The sequence below is a fragment of the Acidovorax sp. GW821-FHT10E04 genome (assembly GCF_059415185.1).
The window spans coordinates 264,815-281,502 of the sequence record NZ_JBWKMT010000003.1; the positions used below are offsets into that span (position 1 = coordinate 264,815).

Below are 16,688 nucleotides of genomic sequence, written 5' to 3' on the forward strand. Positions count from 1 at the left end.
CGCTAACAGCCATTTTCACTCAGATTTCGCCCGCAGGTAGGGCGCCAGATACCGCCCCGTATGGCTTGCCGGGTTGGCCGCCAGGTCCTCGGGCGTGCCCACCCCCACCACGGTGCCGCCGCCGGCGCCACCTTCAGGCCCCATGTCGATGAGCCAGTCGGCCGTCTTGATGACGTCCAGGTTGTGCTCGATGATGACGATGGTGTTGCCCGCGTCGCGCAGCTGGTGCAGCACCTTGAGCAGCAGGTCGATGTCCGCGAAGTGCAGGCCGGTGGTGGGCTCGTCCAGGATGTAGAGCGTGCGGCCGGTGTCGCGCTTGGAGAGCTCCTGCGCCAGCTTCACGCGCTGCGCCTCGCCGCCCGAGAGCGTGGTGGCGGCCTGGCCCAGGCGGATGTAGGAGAGCCCCACGTCCAGCAGCGTCTGCAGCTTGCGCGCGATGGCCGGCACGTCCTTGAAGAACGCGTGCGCGTCCTCCACGGTGAGCTCCAGGATCTGCGCGATGTTCTTGCCCTTCCACAGAACTTCCAGCGTCTCGCGGTTGTAGCGCTGGCCGTGGCACACGTCGCAGGGCACGTACACGTCGGGCAGGAAGTGCATCTCCACCTTCACCACGCCATCGCCCTGGCAGGCCTCGCAGCGGCCACCCGCCACGTTGAAGCTGAAGCGCCCGGGGCCATAGCCGCGCTCCTTGGCGGTGTTCACCTCGGCCATGAGTTCGCGGATCGGCGTGAACAGGCCGGTGTAGGTGGCCGGGTTGCTGCGCGGCGTGCGGCCGATGGGGCTCTGGTCGACGTTGATGACCTTGTCGAAGTACTCGATGCCCACGATCTCTTCGTGCGCGGCGGGCTCTTCGTGGGCGCGGTAGATCTGGCGCGCCACGGCGGCGTACAGCGTGTCGTTGACCAGGGTGCTCTTGCCCGAGCCCGAGACGCCCGTCACGCAGGTGAGCAGGCCCACGGGGAAGTCCACGGTCACGTTCTGGAGGTTGTTGCCCGTGGCGCCCGCCACGCGCAGCGCCTGCACCGCGCCCTGGAGCGCGTGGTGTTCGGCCATGCGCTCGGCGCGGCGCTTGCTGGCCTCGGTCTGCGGAAAGCGCGACTTGCCCTTGGCCTCCACCACTGGCGCCGCCTGCTCCACCACCGGCAGCCAGGGCGTGCGCCGCTTCGGCACGGCGATGGACAACGTGCCCGACAGGTACTTGCCGGTCAGCGATTCAGGGTGGCTGCGCACCGCGTCGTACGTGCCCTGCGCCATCACGCGGCCGCCGTGCACGCCGGCGCCCGGGCCCATGTCGATCACGTGGTCGGCCGCGCGCATCATGTCCTCGTCGTGCTCGACCACGATCACGCTGTTGCCGATGTCGCGCAGGTGCTGCAAGGTGGCGATGAGCCGGTCGTTGTCGCGCTGGTGCAGGCCGATGCTGGGCTCGTCGAGCACGTACATCACGCCGGTGAGGCCCGAGCCGATCTGCGACGCGAGGCGGATGCGCTGCGCCTCGCCGCCCGACAGCGTCTCGGCGCTGCGGTCCAGGCTCAGGTAGTTCAGGCCCACGTCGTTGAGGAACTGCAGCCGCGTGGTGATCTCGCGCACCACCTTGTCGGCGATCTCGGCCTTGGCGCCCGTGAGCGTGAGCGCCTGGAACCAGCCGTGCGCGGCGCTGAGCGTGGCGTGGCTCACCTCGAAGATCGCGCGGGCCTGCGCGCCCTCGCCCACCTTCACGTGGCGCGCCTCGCGGCGCAGGCGGGTGCCGTGGCATTCCGGGCAGGGCTGGCTGCTGCGGTAGCGGGCCAGGTCCTCGCGCACCACGACCGAATCGGTCTCGCGGTAGCGCCGCGCCATGTTGGGCAGGATGCCTTCGAACGGGTGCTTCTTGGTGTAGACCTTGCCCTTGTTGGCGCCACTGTCCAGGATGTAGCTGAACGCGATCTCGTCCTCGCCCGAGCCGTGCAGCACGGCATGCTGCACGGCGGCGGGCAGCGACTCGAACGGCGCCTCCACGTCGAAACCGTAGTGCCGCCCCAGGCTCTCCAGCATCGCGAAGTAGTAGCCGTTGCGCCGGTCCCAGCCCTTGATGGCGCCGCTGGCCAGGCTCAAGCCGGGGAAGGCCACCACGCGCGCCGCATCGAACACCTCGCGCTGGCCGATGCCGTCGCACGCCGGGCAGGCGCCCATGGGCGAGTTGAACGAGAACAGGCGCGGCTCCAGCTCGGCCAGCGAGTAGCTGCACACCGGGCAGGCGAACTTGCTGCTGAACAGGTGCTCCCGGCCCGTGTCCATCTCCAGCGCGAGCACGCGGCCGTTGCCGTCGTTGCCGCCCACGCGCAGCACGGCCTCGATGCTCTCGGCCAGGCGCTGCTGCATCTCGGGGCGCACCTTCAGGCGGTCGATCACCACGTCGATGCTGTGCTTCTCGGTCTTCTTGAGCGCGGGCAGGCTCTCGTATTCGTAGATGGTGCCGTCCACGCGAAAGCGGATGTAGCCCAGCGCCTGCATCTGCGTGAAGAGCTCGGTGAACTCGCCCTTCTTCTCGCGTGCCACGGGGGCCAGCAGCATGAGGCGCGTGTCCTCGGGCAGCGCCAGCACGGCGTCCACCATCTGGCTCACGGTCTGCGCGGCCAGCGGCAGGCCGTGGTCGGGGCAGTAGGGCGTGCCCGCGCGGGCGTACAGAAGGCGCAGGTAGTCGTGGATCTCGGTCACCGTGCCCACGGTGGAGCGCGGGTTGTGGCTGGTGGCCTTCTGCTCGATGCTGATGGCGGGCGACAGGCCCTCGATCAGGTCCACGTCGGGCTTGTCCAGCCGCCCGAGGAACTGCCGCGCATAGGCCGACAGGCTCTCCACATACCGCCGCTGGCCCTCTGCATACAGCGTGTCGAACGCCAGGCTCGACTTGCCCGAGCCCGACAGCCCCGTGATCACCACGAGCTGGTTGCGCGGGATGTCCAGGTCGATGTTCTTGAGGTTGTGCGTGCGCGCGCCGCGGATGCTGATGCGCTGCTCGCGCAGGGCATTGGCGAGGTAACGGCCAGCGTCGGACGGGGCAGCGGGCTCGGGGAGCGGGGCGGAAGGGGGGTTCACGGTGGGCGCGGCTCTGTGCAGGGAAACCCACCATGATAGGCCAGGCCCGCCGCGCCGGTGGGTGGCGGCCGTCATGCCATTAACATGGCGCCAAGTTCATCCGCACATTCCACCCCAGTGTCCGATCCCACCCTCCATATCCATGCCCAGGCGCTCACCGTCACCCGCAAGGAGCGCGAACAGCTCGGCGGCCACCCCGGACGGGTCATCTGGCTCACCGGCCTGTCCGGGGCCGGCAAGTCGACCATCGCCAACGCGCTGGAAGGCGAACTCCATCGCCAGGGCAAACGCACCTACATCCTGGATGGCGACAACATCCGGCAGGGCCTGAACCGGGACCTGGGCTTCTCCGACGCGGACCGGGCGGAGAACATCCGCCGCATCGCGCAGGTGGCCCGGCTGTTCGTGGATGCGGGGGTAATCGTCGTGGTGGCCTTCATCTCGCCCTTTCGCGCCGAACGCCAGGCGGCCCGGGACCTGTTCGCGGCGGGGGATTTCGTGGAGATCTTCGTCGACGTTCCACTCGCGCTCGCAGAGCAGCGGGACCCCAAAGGCCTGTACCGGAAGGCCCGCACGGGCGAGCTGCGCCAGTTCACCGGCATTGATTCCCCGTACGAGGCGCCGCTGGCCCCGGAGCTGGTGCTGCCCACCGCCGAGCTCACGCCCCGCGAGTGCGTGCAGCGGATCTGCGGCCTGCTGTGAGCCTGCCGCCGCCGTCCGGCAGGGCACCGCCATGGTCCGCTGAACCGGCACCGCGCCGCCCGCGCACCGGCAGGGGCCTGCCGCCAGGCGCCGCCCCCGCAGAGGCCTTCGGCCCCCTTCGCTCGCCCCTGCGGACAGGCGCTTGCGCGCAATGGGCGAAAATCCCCGCTTTACCCGCCCCATAGGGCACCACCGTGCCGGAATCCTCTTCCCCTTCTTTTTTGGGCGCCGCCCCGCAGCCCCCGTCCCCGCCGCCTTCCGACAACGCAATGACACCGCTGGAGCGCCGCTCCAGCGTGAGTCTGGCGCTGATCTTCGCGCTGCGCATGCTGGGCCTGTTCCTGGTCCTGCCGGTTTTCGCGCTGGAGGCACGCAAGTACCCCGGCGGGGACGATCCGGCGCTGGTGGGACTGGCCATGGGCATCTACGGTCTCACGCAGGCGCTGCTGCAGCTGCCGCTGGGCATGGCCTCCGACAGGTTCGGGCGCAAGCGCGTGATCGTGCTGGGGCTTTTGGTGTTCGCCGCCGGCAGCCTGCTGGCGGCGCTGGCCGATTCGCTCACGGGCCTGCTCGCGGGCCGCGCGCTCCAGGGCGCGGGGGCCGTGTCGGCCGCCGTGACCGCCCTGCTGGCCGACCAGACGCGCGACGCCGTGCGCACCAAGGCCATGGCGCTGGTGGGCGGCAGCATCGGCCTGATGTTCGCCGTGGCGCTGGTGGCGGCCCCCGTGCTGGCGGCCCACATCGGGCTGGCGGGCCTGTTCGGCCTGACCTGCGCCCTCGCACTGGCCGGGGTGGCGGTGGTGATCTGGTGGGTGCCTGCGGAGCCCGCGCGGCACGGCGATGCCGCACGGGGCCGCCTGGCCGACGTGTGGAGCCACCCGGATCTGCTGCGCCTGAACCTGGGCGTGTTCGTTCTGCACACCGTGCAGCTATCGATGTGGGTGGCCGTGCCGGCCCTGCTGGTGCAGGCCGGCCTCGCCAAGGACCACCACTGGCAGGTCTACCTGCCCGCCGTGGTGCTGTCGTTCGGGGCCATGGGCGGGCTCTTCGCGCTGGAACGCGCCGGCAGGCTGCGCGCGGCGCTGCTGGGCGCCATCGCGCTGGTGCTGCTCGTGCAGGTGGGCCTGGGCACGCTGGCGTCCAGCGCCGCGCCGCCGACGCTGTGGGTGCTGGGGCCGCTGCTGTTCGTCTTCTTCTGCGGGTTCAACGCGCTGGAGGCCAGCCAGCCCAGCCTGGTCTCGCGCATGGCGCCGCCCCAGCTGCGTGGCGCCGCGCTGGGCAGCTACAACACGCTGCAGTCGCTGGGGCTGTTCGCCGGCGGCGCGCTGGGCGGCGCGCTGGTGAAATGGGCCGGGGCTCCGGGCCTGTTCGCGGCGACCGCCGCACTCACGGCCCTGTGGCTGGCGCTGACCTGGCCGCTGCGGCCCGTGGGCCGCGGCGGCCATTGAGCACAACAAGCGGCGGCGGGCCTGGGCACGGCCGGGCGCTGCCGGGTGGGGGCTTCCATTGCCCCCCGCTTGCGGCACAATGGCGCGTTTGGCGCCCGGAAACTCTCTCCAAATCCGGCGCTTTGTTACTTCCTTAAGGCAAAGACAGCACCATGGCATCCGTAAACAAAGTCATCATCGTCGGCAACCTGGGCCGCGACCCTGAAATGCGCACTTTCCCCAGTGGCGACCAGGTGGCCAACGTGACGATCGCCACCACCGACAAGTGGAAAGACAAGCAGTCTGGCGAAATGCGGGAAGCCACGGAATGGCACCGCGTGGTCTTCAACGGCCGCCTCGCCGAGATCGCCGGCCAGTACCTGCGCAAGGGCTCGCAGGTGTACGTCGAAGGCTCCCTGCGCACGCGCAAGTGGACCGACCAGAGCGGCGTGGAAAAGTACAGCACCGAAATCCGCGCCGACCAGATGCAGATGCTGGGCAGCCGCCAGGGCATGGGCGGCCAGGGTGGTGGTGGCCAGCAGGGCGGCGGCTATGACGATGGCGGCTACGGCGGCGGCGACCAGGGCGGCGGCTATGACCAGGCCCCCCGCCGCGCCGCGCCCGCGCCGCGCCCCATGGCGGCACCCGCCCAGCGCCCCGCCCCCGCACCCGCGGCCCAGGCACCGCGCGCGGCCTCGGGCTTTGACGACATGGATGACGACATCCCGTTCTGATGGACCCACCCCTCTTGCAATGACCCGGCCAGGGGCCCGCAGCACGGACGCTGCGGGCCCTTTTTTTTTGCCCCGGCGGGCGCCGCGCGGCGCTTTTACACCGGCCGCGGCGCCGCCCACCCCGCCACTTTGTCCAGTGCGGCACCGCCGCAACGGGGCCAACACTTTTTTACATCCGGCGCGCCCAACTCGAAGATCATCTCGTCCTTGCCGGCCGCTGCATCCAGCAGCGGCGGCAATTTCAGCCTGTATCCACAACATTCAAGCAAGAACGAGAGAGAGGGAACGTCATGCCAGGATTCGTCCGCAAGATTCTGATTTTCATCACCGGCTACGCATGGCTGCTGCTGCTGGCCGGCCCGGGCCTGATCGGCCTGTCGCTGTACAGCGGCTGGAAGGCCGAGGGCGACCATGCCTACGCGGCGCGCGAGAGCCTGCAGTCCGTGGCAGGCACCGTGACGCAGGCGTCCGAGGTGACGGTCAAGCGCAAGCGCCGCTCCACCAAGAAGTACTACGAAATCAGCGTGAAGCCCGATGCCGCGGGCGCCGAGGAGCGCAAGCTGCGCATCGACTACAGCACGCCCCAGCAGCTGGTTGGCAACCTCATTGACGAGAAGATCACCGCCCTGGTGGACAAGAGCGACAGCGACCTGGTGTACGAAGTGGCGGTCGATGGCAAGCCCGTGATCAGCTACGAGGCGACCCGGCAGCGCCTGCAGGCCGAGGCGGCCTCCTCCGCACGGTCCTTCAGCGGCGCGGGCACCTGGATCTTCGCGATTGTGCTCACCCTGCTGGGCGCCTTGGGCGTGTGGTGCAACCGCAAGCTGCGCGCCGCCGACCAGGAGCAGCAGCTCAGCGCTGCCTGAGAATTTTTCACAGAGAGGGAGGGAGGGGCGCTGTGGCCATGCCCTTCCCCTGTTTTCACAACGATCCAATGGAGGAATGCGCCATGAACCCCAATGCACTGACCCCTTCGACGCCCGAGGGCGCGCCGTTTGAACGGCGCGACTTCATCGTCTCCACCTACAAGCACCTGGGCGCCGCCATGCTGGCCTTCGTGGTGCTTTCCGCCGTGCTGATGGCGACCGGCTTTTCCGGCGCAACGGCCAAGATGCTGCTGGGCAGCGGCAACAAGTTCCTGTGGCTGGGCGTCATGGGCGCGTTCATGCTCGTGGGCTGGCTGGCCTCGTACATGGCCGACAACTCTGAAAACCCGCAAACACAGCTGATGGGCCTGGGCCTGTACGTGCTGGCCGAAGGCCTGATCTTCGCGCCGATGTTCGGCATCGCGCAGATCGTGGCCCCCGGCGCCATCGGGGCGGCGGCCTTCATCACGCTGCTGCTGGTGGGCGCGCTCACCTGGACGGCGTTCACCACCAAGACCGACTTCTCGTTCCTGGGCGGCATCCTGAAGGTGGGGGGCCTGGTGGCCCTGGGCACCATCATTGCCGGCGCCATCTTCGGCTTCAAGCTGGGCATCTGGTTCTCCGGGATCATGGTGCTGTTCGCGGGCGCCTGCGTGCTGTACGACACCTCGCGCATCATCCACGACTACCCCGCCGACCGCCCTGCGGGCGCCGCGCTGCACCTGTTCGCCTCGATCGCGCTGATGCTCTGGTACGTGCTGCGCATCCTGATCAGCCTGGCGACCAACGACGACTGAGCCGAGCCGCCCGCGCGGCCCGCAAGGCCGGACTCCCGCCCGGAGTCCGGCCTTTTTTGTTGAGTGGCCACAGATGGAGGCAAGAAAACCGCCTCACCCCTTGCTGGCAAAGCGCCAGAAGCTACAAAAACAATAGCAAACCAGTACACGCCACGCCGTGCGCCCTGCCGGCCGCGGGATGCGCCGGGCCGCCGCGCCCCGCCCAGCAAGCCCGCAGCCCCTTGCGGTGCCCCATTTCCCATCGTCCTTTGGGCCTGCTGCTGGCACAATTGGACACCGCCAGCCAGCCTGCATGCCGCGCATGCGCGCCGGCTGGCGCGCCGAGTGCGCCTTGCGCCATGCCCCGGTGCGGAGGTCTCCAGCACTGCGGCAGGTGCCGTGCTTGCGCACCCGCGCCACCCACCTGCCACCCACTGATCTTTCTTTCTGTCCATCATGCGCAAATCTCTTTGGCTTTCTTTGTCCTGTGCGGCCTTGCTCGCCAGTTGCGGCGGCGGCTCCTCCGATGGAGCGGATGTGGGCCCCGCCCCGGGGGTTCAGCAGTTCCCTGGCGGCGTGTGGGAAGGCACGGTGGGCACGGGCGCGGCGCAGCGCCAGGTCGTGGGCTACATCGATCCGGGTCCGATGGGTACCGGCGGGGAGTTCTACCTGGCGCGCGAAGCTCCTGGCGCGGCGGGCTTCGATGCGCTCTACGGGCGCCTGAATGTCAACGTCACCGCGGTGCTGGCCACCGGCGTGACGTATTTCTCGGTGCAGGACGGCAAATTCGCCACCGGCCTGACGCTGCGCGGAACGGCATCGAACAGCGGCAAGATCGGCCGCACCGACGGCATCAGCGGCAACTACAGCGATCCGGCGCAGACGGCGGCCGCCTCCGGCGCCGTGGTGCCGTTGAAGCTCTCGTACAGCAGCCTCAATTTCCACACCGCGACCGCCACGCTGATCGAGGGCACCTACCGGGGCACGGGCCTGTTTGGCGGCGGATGGGTGCTCACCGTCACTCCCCAGGGCCAGCTCTCGGGCCGCATTGGCGGCTGCCTGGTCACGGGCTCGGCAACGCCCCGCGCCGCGGGCTCGCCCCTGTACTCGCTCACGCTGAACCTCTCCGGCGACACGACCTCCTGCGGGGCCAGCGGCACCCAGCAGTCCGGCATCGCCGTGCTGCGCTTCGACGCGGCGGGCGTACCCAACGGCATCTGGGCGTTCACGCGCAACGCAACGGGCCCCGACAACACCTACACCCTCAACGGCATCGCCGACCCGCGCACCACGACGCCGCCCTCGGCCACGCCGCTGTCCGTGGCGGGCAACTGGCAGGGCGCCTTCACGCTGCCCACAGGCGTGATTGGCGACACGTCCGTCTGGGGCAGCGTGCTCCCGGATGGCGGCCTGTTCTTCTACACCAACAGCAGCCTGGACCACAATGCGCTGTACGGTCGGCTCATCCGCTACGCGAACAACGCGACGAACAACCGCTTCGTGACCGCGAACGACGGGGTGTTCTTCAACCGGCTGCTGGCCAACACGGGCGCCTACAACGAGTCCGTGCTGATCGACGGCACGCTGCAAAGCGCCACGGGCTCCAGCACCGCCAGCCTGTTCACCGGCACCTTCAGCTACCCCACCCAGCCCGGCGGCGCCCCGACCCGCTTCAGCGTCCAGCCCGACCCCCTGTATGCGCTGCCCGCCGGCAAGGTGCCCACCACGGCCCTGATCGTCGGCACCTACAAGATGGCAGGCACCGGCTTTGGCGGTGACACCACGACGCTCACGGTCTTCGCCGATGGCGCGATCACGGGCCTGACCACCAGCGGCTGCGAGGTCGCGGGCAAGCTCCTGGGCGAACTCGGCAGCGGCCTGAACCTGTACCGCGTGGAGGCGTTCGGCTACCTCAACAGCCCGAATGCCCCCATCACCTGCGGCCTGTCGTCCGGCCCGCCGCAGTCCGGTTCAGCGGCTGCGCAGTTCGACGCCAACGGCAACGTGGTCGGCCTGCGTATCCTGACCGCCGGGCTGTCCGTCGCGGGATCGCGCGCCCACACGGTGTTTGTGGGCGCCAAGCAGGCCACGCCCTGAAGGTAAGGGGGTGGCACTCTGCCGCAAGACGGGGGCCACCCGCCGGCCCCTCGACGGCTTGTGCATGCGATGCCTTGCGTGCGTGCAGGCAGGCTGAGGCACACAGGTAGGTAGGCTGGCAAGCAGGCCACACGCGTGGCCGCCAGCAACAAAAAGGCCCGCCGCACTTCATGTGCGGCGGGCCTTTTTGTTGCCTGCAGAAAGCTGGTGGGCCCTCTGGGAAGTTCTGTGGCCTCAGTAGCTATAGGGCGACCGCAGCGGGTTGACCGGGAAGGCCTGCAGGCCGCTGTAGGGCTGGAACGCGTACCGCACATACAGGCCCCCCGCGAATTCGCGGTAGTTGCGCGCGTTGTTGAGCGACAGGTGCCCGCCCAGGAACACCTGCGGGTGCATCTGGTACTCCATGGCGGCGCCCAGGTTGTAGCCCAGGCCCGTGCGGGACTGGCCGGGGTAGATGGCGGTGGCGCCGGTTTCGCCGAAGGCCAGCGCGTCGCTGGCCGCCTGGACGGCACTGGCCTGCCGCGACGGGCTGTTGGGGAAGTACGGTGCCGCGTCTTCCTTGAAGTACTGCACGCCCACCGAGCCCTTGAGCTGGTAGGACAGGCGGCCATTGCGCTGCGCCCATTCGACCGGAATGCCGAAGGACACGAATTGCTGCGGGCTGAAGTACCCGCCGTGGCCCACGGTGAAGTAGCGCAGGTTGCGCTGGTACGACAGGCCCGTGAAACTCAGGCCGGCCGTGAGGTCCTCGTTGGAGGTGCGGTGCACATGCCAGTACATGCCGCCGCCCAGTTCGGCCCGCGCATTGCTGCGCACACGGGTGCCGGTCAGGCCGTGCAGCGAGCCGTAGCCGTACACGCCCAGCTCGCCATCGTCCCAGGTGAGGTCCAGGCGCCCGCCCGTGGCCGACACCCCCCCCCAGCGGTCTCCCGTGCGCGCATCGCGGGCACCGGCGAACGACAGCAGGCTGTCGGTCACCGGGCGGCGCGACAGGTCTCCCGCCACGGTGAGGTTGTCGGTGAGGGCCGTGCGGTATCGCACGCCGGCCGTGACGTCCGACTGGCCGAAGCCCAGCGGCGTGCTGCCGATGTCGGCCCGGAAGCCGCCGTTTTCATAGCCCACGCTCAGCCCGATGCCGCTGTCGCTCTGCGACCCCGCCGCGCGCTCGGGCATGTCCAGCGCGGTGACCGGGCCGCCGCCAAAGCGGCTGACGGTGCCGTACGGAGACCCGGGCGATCCCGCGCTGGCGCCCGTGGGGGTCACGCCCAGGAGCAGGTGCCCGTCGCCCACGCTCATCTTCAGCTGGACGGGGGCTTCGATCTCGGAATGCTGGCTCATGCCCGCCTCGCCCTGCCGGGCACGCGCCGTGGCACCGACCGAGAAGCTGGATATCTGGCTTTGCTGGACTTCCCGCAGCTCGTCGCGGGCCGTACGGGGCCGCGCAGGGTCCGGCACGTTGCCCATCCCGGCCGTGGCCCAGGCCGAGGGAGCCGCCGCGGCAGGCGCACCACCGCGCTGCAGCGGCTGGGGTGCCGCCGCATACCCGCCATAGGCCTGCGCGGGCGTGAGGTAGCCCCCGCTGGCGGCGGGCTGCGCAGGCACCTGGGAGGCGGACGGAGCAGCGTACGCGGGCGCCACGGCCGGTGCCACGGGCGCGGCGGCGGACGACCGCTGGACGGGGGCCTGTGGCGCCGCGCCGCGTGTCGCCGTGGCGCGGCGCGCGGTGCCTGCGGATGCAGCCGCATCGGCCACCGCGGCCGGGCTGGCGGCCTCGGGGTAGTAGCTGGCGGGCGTCATGGGGGCGGCCGGGGCGTAGGCCTGTGGCGCCGTGCCAAAGCGGCTGGCCCCCGCCGGATCCGGAATGTACAGGCCTGCGGGCGCATTGCTGCGCGCCACGGGCTGCGGGGCGTACTGCTGGGGGGTGTAGCCCACCGGCGAGCGCACTGCCGTCGTGGCGGCGCCCGGCACCGACAGCCCACCGCCGGCACGCTGGAACTGCTGCCCGGCGCGCTGGGCGAATGGATTCCCGGAGCGCGCCGGACCCGCCGGCACGCCACTGGCGGCCAGCACGGCATCGCGCTGCGCGTTTTCGGCCGCAACGGCCGCCGTGAAGAACTCGGTGGCCTTGGAGTTCTTGCCTTGCGCGCGGTACAGCCGCCCGGTGGCGGTCAGCACCTCGGGATCGCGGGGTGCGCGCGCCAGCGCCACGGACAGCAGCGACTCCGCGTAGCCGTAGTCCTTGGCGCCGGTGGCCATGGCCGCGGTCTGCAGGAGCAGGGACACATCATTGGGCGACTTTTCCAGCAGCCGCGCATACAGCGCCTGCGCCTGGGCATAGTCGTTGTTGGCCGCGTACATGCGGGCCAGCGCCGCCATGGCCAGGGGTTCGTCGGGCTGCTCGGCCAGCAGGGGGGCGAGCGTGTCGTAGGCGGCGACCAGGTCGCCCGCTTCGCGCAGGCCCTCGGCCTGGCGCACGATGTAGGCCCGGCGGATGTCGCTGAAGCTCTTGCGCTCGCGGTCGTTCATGGGGGCGGTCTGCAACTGCCGCAGGATGCCCGCCAGTTCCACGTCCTGCTGGGTCTTGAGCAGGGTCGCCGCGTACTGCAGGCGCAGGCCCACGTCGGGCCGGGCGGTGCGTGCCAGCACCTGGCGCACCATGCCCAGGGCGCGCTGCGGCTCGCCCGCGTCCGCGTAGGCCAGGGCCATGGCCCCCAGCAGCTCGGGATCTTGCGTGGCAAAGGACTCCGCCTGCGCCAGGGCGGCCAGCGCCTCGGACTGCCGGCCTTGCGCCGCCAGCGCCGACGCCGCCGAGGCCTGCACATGCACCCACACGCGCTTTTGCAGCGCGGCGATGTCCCGGGTGCGGTGCTTTTCGGGAATGCGGTCCAGGAGGGCCAGCGCACCCGGCCAGTCACCGGCCTCGGAGGCCAGCAGGGCGCCCGCGTACAGCGCCTCGGGCATGTTGGGGTTGGACAGCAGCAGCCCGTCCATCACGCCGCGGGCCTCGGCCACCGCGCCCATGCGCAGGTACAGGCGCGCGAGGTCCAGCCGCACCCAGGGGCTGGCCGGGTCGTTCAGCAGCGCGTCTTCCAGCGCGGCGCGGGCAGCCGCGACATCGCCGCGCTCCGTGGCGGCGCGCGCCTGGCCCAGGGCCTGCGCGGCGCGCAGGCGCCCCAGGGCGCCCACTTTTTCCTGCTGCGAGGGGGACAGTTTCTCGACGAGCGCCAGCGCTTCGGCGGCCTTGTTGTTCTGCGCCAGCACGCCCACCAGGCCGCGCACCGCGTCGGGGTTGTCGGCCTGGCGCGCCAGCACGCGCCGGTAGGCCGCCTCCGCCGCGTCGTATTGGCCGTCTTCGACCAGCAGGTCCGCCAGATCGCTCTCCGCCGTCACCTCGGCGGGATTGAGCCGCACGGCCTGTTCCAGCGAACGCCGGGCCGCCGCCGTGTCGCCGCGTTCGCGTTCCGTGGTGGCCTGCTCCACCAGGCTCCAGTAGGTGGCGCTGTCCAGGGCCTGCTTCCAGCGGCTGGCCGATCCGGCGCGCGAGGCGCGCTCCAGCAGCCCCCGCGCCTCGGCAAACCGCTCCTGGCGCAGCCGCAGGATGCCCAGGCCGCCCAGGGCGTCGCCATCGCTGGGGCGCGATTCGAGCACGTTCAGGAAGGCGGCCTCCGCCGCGTCCAGTTCGCCGTCGTCCAGGGCCTGGAATCCTGCCGTGGTGCGCTGGCGCAGCGGATCGGCCGTGCGGCCGGGAGCGGCCTGGGACTGCTTTTGCAGGTTCTGCGCCTGCACCAGGCGTGTCTGCACCGCCGTGTCGCCAGGATTGGCGCGCAGGAACTCCTGGTACAGCGGGATGTCGGCCGAGCGATTGCCCGTCCAGGCCAGCGCCTTGCGCCAGCTTTCCGTGGCAGCCTTGCCCACGTCGGGACGCCCCGCCAGCCGCGCCAGCTGGGCGATGCCGTCGCGGCGCGTGGACTCGCGGTAGGTCAGGTGCTGCGCCAGGGCCAGCGCGATCTGCGGATCCTCGGGCGACTCCTGCGCCAGGCGGCTCAGGCCGCGGCGGGCTTCGTCCCAGCCGCCCGCCGTGGCGCCCAGGGTCTGGTAGTACTCCAGGGCCAGCGGCCCGGTGGGGGCGCGGTCTCCCAGCGCCGCCTGGTAGGTGCTCAGCGCCTGGCTGGCCTGGCCGCTGCGGGCCTGCTGGCGCGCGGTTTCGATCTGCGGCGCGCTGCGCCCCGTGCGGATGGACTCCTGCAGCCGGCTCACCAGGGGGCTGCGCGGGTGCGCCGCCTGCAGCTGGTTCAGGTAGCGCTGCGCGCCCTCGGGGCGCTGGGCATTGAGCTCCACCAGCGCCATCCCGTACAGCGCCTGGGCATTCTGCGGGTTGATGCGCAGCAGCTTCTGCCATGCCTCGCCCGCCCGCTCGGTGTCACCGCGCTCCTGCCAGTACTGTCCCTGGTCCAGCAGGGTCTGCTCCGCCCCGGTCTGCGCCCAGGCCGCGGCGGGCGCCATCAGCGAGGCCAGCAGCCCCATGGCCAGTGTGTGGTGACGACGACGTTTGGAGGACATGCCTTCCTTCTCCCTGCGAGGTTCCCGGCCACCGAGGTGCCGGGACTGTGTTGCGTGATTCAGAAAATACCGGGCGTGCTTCGCCTTGCCTCAACCTTTTTGCTTGAGCCGCGCCCGTGCGCGCGCCCTGAGCGACAGGTACATGATGATCGCAATCAGCACCGCCGCCGACACGCCCAGCAGGATCAGCAGCAGCGGGTTGCGCGAAAGAAACCACTGCGCGTACAGCAGGGGGCCCAGCTGGCCCACATGGTAGTTTTTCTCGGCGACCAGGCTGTCCACCTGCTTGCCGCGGATCACCGTGGTGCTGCCCTGCACGTGCTTGAGCAATTCGGCGTCCAGCAGGGCATCCATCACCTGCCCCAGCCCCGCGGGCTGGTTGCTGGCCACGAGCACCACGCTGCGGCCGCTGCGCAGGGGCGATTCAAAACCAGCCACCAGCGCATCGGTGCTGTTGCTGGAGAACGCGACCTGGTTGCGCCGCGCGTGCACGCTGGACTCCTGGCCAAAACCCCACCAGCGCAGCAGGCGGTTGGCGAAGTCCGACATCTGGAAGCTCTTCGCATCGCCCTGCAAGGCCGCGGGGATGGCGCTGGCCCACTGCTTGAGCAAGGGCTGGTTGCCGCCGGAGGCAATGACCAGCAGGTCCTTGTCGGCGAGCCTGTCCACCTGCTGGGCCTGCGCCACGGTCACGCCCAGGGCGGGGTACCCCGTCACGCGCCCCATGACGCCCATCAGCCCCAGGTAGGCCGTGTACTCCTGCACCCCCGGCTTGTCCGGCATGACCACGGCGGACTCCGAGAGATCGGCCATGCGGGTGAACGGGAACCCGGCATTGCCGAAGGCGGCCAGGTCGGGCATCGCGATGAAATGCGGGAAGCCGGAGATGTCGATGGTCGAATCGGCCTCCACCGAGCCGCGCACGTTGTCCAGCGGCACGTCCTTGCACGCGCCCTGCTTGACCACGTCGTAGTAGTAGTGCATCTGCAGCTGCGACTGGGCTGGCAGCTTGAACAGCGGGATGTGGAAGCTCTCGCGCTCCGGCGCCATCTCGCCCTTGGGCATCACCGTCGTCAACAGGCGGTCGAGCGCGCCCGGCTCCTCATGGTTCACAGCATGCAGCGGCAGGGACCGCAGGAACTGCTGGTTCACGTTGATATTGAGCGTGGACTTGTCCGCGTTGGGGCGCGGCGTATAGCGGTAGCGCAGGTCCACCGGGATGCCCTTCTGGCGCCACGCGAACAGGTCGGGCGGCAGGAAGAAGTTCACGCGGATCAGGTCGGGCGAATAACCGGACACGTTGAGCGCCTGGGCTTCGACCAGCTCGCCAAACTTCACCGGACGGTCGTTGGCCAGCCAGTTGGGCGCGTCGTAGGGCTTGCGGGGCTTGAGTTCCGTGACCTCGGTGATCCGCGCCAGCGGGCCGGACAGGGCCGAGGAGCCGATGGCCAGCGCCTTGGCGGCCACGGCCAGCTCAGCCTCGTCACGCCCCATGACCAGCAGCAGCTTGCCGTTGCGGTCGGCCGGGTGGCTGACCACCGCCACCGTGGGGCCCTGGATTTCGGGCAGCGCCAGGCCCGCCGGGGCCTGGCCCCGGCCGGCCACCATCACGACGGCATTGCCGCGCGGTGGCAGTTCGCCAATGAAGGAGGGGAACTTCGCGCCCCGGAAACCCGCCAGCGCGCCGAACCAGGAAGACATGGTTCCCGCGGCCTGCAGCATGCCCGCGTTGGGCGCCGCGTTGAACACGATGGGCAGGTCCAGCGGCCGCACGTCCCGGCGGTCGAAGAACGGCTGGGGCAGCAGCGCCAGATCGTTCGTCTGCGCCACCGGCGCGACGGTGAGCTCCAGCACGCTGTCGTTGCCGATGTTGGCCCACAGGCTGGAGTGCAGCGGGTCCTCGCACTCCATGGTGTAGTGGCCGATGAGCTGCAGGTTCAGCCGGTTGAACTCGGTGATGAGGCGCGGCGGGATGGTGATCTCGCGCTGCAGGTTCTCGCCCGCCTGCTGCGTGGTCACCGGAATCGTCGCGGCCACCTGTTCGTTCACCAGCACCTTGATGTGGGACAGGTTGGTGAGCAGGGCGGGCGAGTACGAATAGTTCAGCTTCAGCCGGGCGCCGGTGACCACCTCGTCGCCGCGCACGCTGAAGGCCACGCCGCTGGTGCCGTCCACGCCCCGCAGTTGCAGGGGGAAAAGGGCGCCCAGGTCCTTGAAGCTGGTGCGGTGCACGCGCACGCCGCCGTCGGACTGCGGTGCCGCCGCCGCCGCGTCCACGCCGGCCGCCACGGGCGCGGGGGCGGCGGAGAGCTGCGAAACCGGCACGGCCGTCCCTGCCAGTACCAAGGCCAGCATGGCAGGCAGCATGCGCTTGCGCGGCAGCCGCGCTGTCGGATGTCTTTTGGAAATCATGGTGTGGAGTCTTTGGAAACAGGGAAAGGCTTGGAACGT

General features: G+C 70.2%; 9 protein-coding genes. 6 read left to right on the forward strand and 3 right to left on the reverse strand.

From position 1 onward, the window contains the following. Positions 1-15: 15 nt before the first annotated feature. Entirely contained in the window at positions 16-3,075 is a 3,060-nt protein-coding gene (gene uvrA / locus AC07OC_RS10610; protein ID WP_494601136.1) for an excinuclease ABC subunit UvrA, read from the reverse strand. Between the two features lie 117 nt (positions 3,076-3,192). Here uvrA and cysC point away from each other — a divergent pair, with 117 nt between their 5' ends. From cysC to AC07OC_RS10640, 6 genes are all read left to right on the forward strand, one after another. Beyond that, positions 3,193-3,777, forward strand: a complete 585-nt coding sequence (cysC, locus tag AC07OC_RS10615; RefSeq protein ID WP_370627756.1) for an adenylyl-sulfate kinase — start codon at positions 3,193-3,195, stop codon at positions 3,775-3,777. A gap of 269 nt (positions 3,778-4,046) precedes the next feature. After that, on the forward strand, positions 4,047-5,225 hold the full coding sequence (locus AC07OC_RS10620; protein WP_218339409.1) for an MFS transporter: 1,179 nt from the start codon (positions 4,047-4,049) through the stop codon (positions 5,223-5,225). Positions 5,226-5,377: 152 nt separating this feature from the next. Beyond that, on the forward strand, positions 5,378-5,938 hold the full coding sequence (gene ssb / locus AC07OC_RS10625) for a single-stranded DNA-binding protein (protein ID WP_369643757.1): 561 nt from the start codon (positions 5,378-5,380) through the stop codon (positions 5,936-5,938). Between the two features lie 290 nt (positions 5,939-6,228). Then, the gene (locus AC07OC_RS10630; RefSeq protein ID WP_218297092.1) at positions 6,229-6,804 is read left to right on the forward strand and encodes a hypothetical protein; all 576 of its coding nucleotides are present in this window, start codon (positions 6,229-6,231) and stop codon (positions 6,802-6,804) included. Positions 6,805-6,887: 83 nt separating this feature from the next. Continuing rightward, on the forward strand, positions 6,888-7,601 hold the full coding sequence (locus AC07OC_RS10635; protein ID WP_218339407.1) for a Bax inhibitor-1/YccA family protein: 714 nt from the start codon (positions 6,888-6,890) through the stop codon (positions 7,599-7,601). Positions 7,602-8,036: 435 nt separating this feature from the next. Continuing rightward, entirely contained in the window at positions 8,037-9,677 is a 1,641-nt protein-coding gene (locus AC07OC_RS10640; RefSeq protein WP_255590975.1) for a hypothetical protein, read from the forward strand. Between the two features lie 234 nt (positions 9,678-9,911). Here the strand turns inward: AC07OC_RS10640 and AC07OC_RS10645 are convergent, their stop codons facing one another. After that, a complete protein-coding gene (locus AC07OC_RS10645; RefSeq protein ID WP_255590974.1) occupies positions 9,912-14,237 on the reverse strand; it encodes a cellulose biosynthesis protein BcsC in 4,326 nt (1,441 codons plus the stop codon). Between the two features lie 90 nt (positions 14,238-14,327). Continuing rightward, positions 14,328-16,649, reverse strand: coding sequence for a cellulose biosynthesis cyclic di-GMP-binding regulatory protein BcsB (gene bcsB / locus AC07OC_RS10650; RefSeq protein WP_218339406.1), 2,322 nt, complete (start codon positions 16,647-16,649; stop codon positions 14,328-14,330). Between the last annotated feature and the right edge of the window lie 39 nt (positions 16,650-16,688).

Coding starts and splice junctions, on each gene's coding strand:
- AC07OC_RS10635 (WP_218339407.1), top strand. CDS start 6,888: ATGAACCCCAATGCACTGACCCCTTCGACGCCCGAGGGCGCGCCGTTT.
- AC07OC_RS10640 (WP_255590975.1), top strand. CDS start 8,037: ATGCGCAAATCTCTTTGGCTTTCTTTGTCCTGTGCGGCCTTGCTCGCC.
- bcsB (WP_218339406.1), bottom strand. CDS start 16,649: ATGATTTCCAAAAGACATCCGACAGCGCGGCTGCCGCGCAAGCGCATG.
- AC07OC_RS10645 (WP_255590974.1), bottom strand. CDS start 14,237: ATGTCCTCCAAACGTCGTCGTCACCACACACTGGCCATGGGGCTGCTG.
- AC07OC_RS10620 (WP_218339409.1), top strand. CDS start 4,047: ATGACACCGCTGGAGCGCCGCTCCAGCGTGAGTCTGGCGCTGATCTTC.
- AC07OC_RS10630 (WP_218297092.1), top strand. CDS start 6,229: ATGCCAGGATTCGTCCGCAAGATTCTGATTTTCATCACCGGCTACGCA.
- ssb (WP_369643757.1), top strand. CDS start 5,378: ATGGCATCCGTAAACAAAGTCATCATCGTCGGCAACCTGGGCCGCGAC.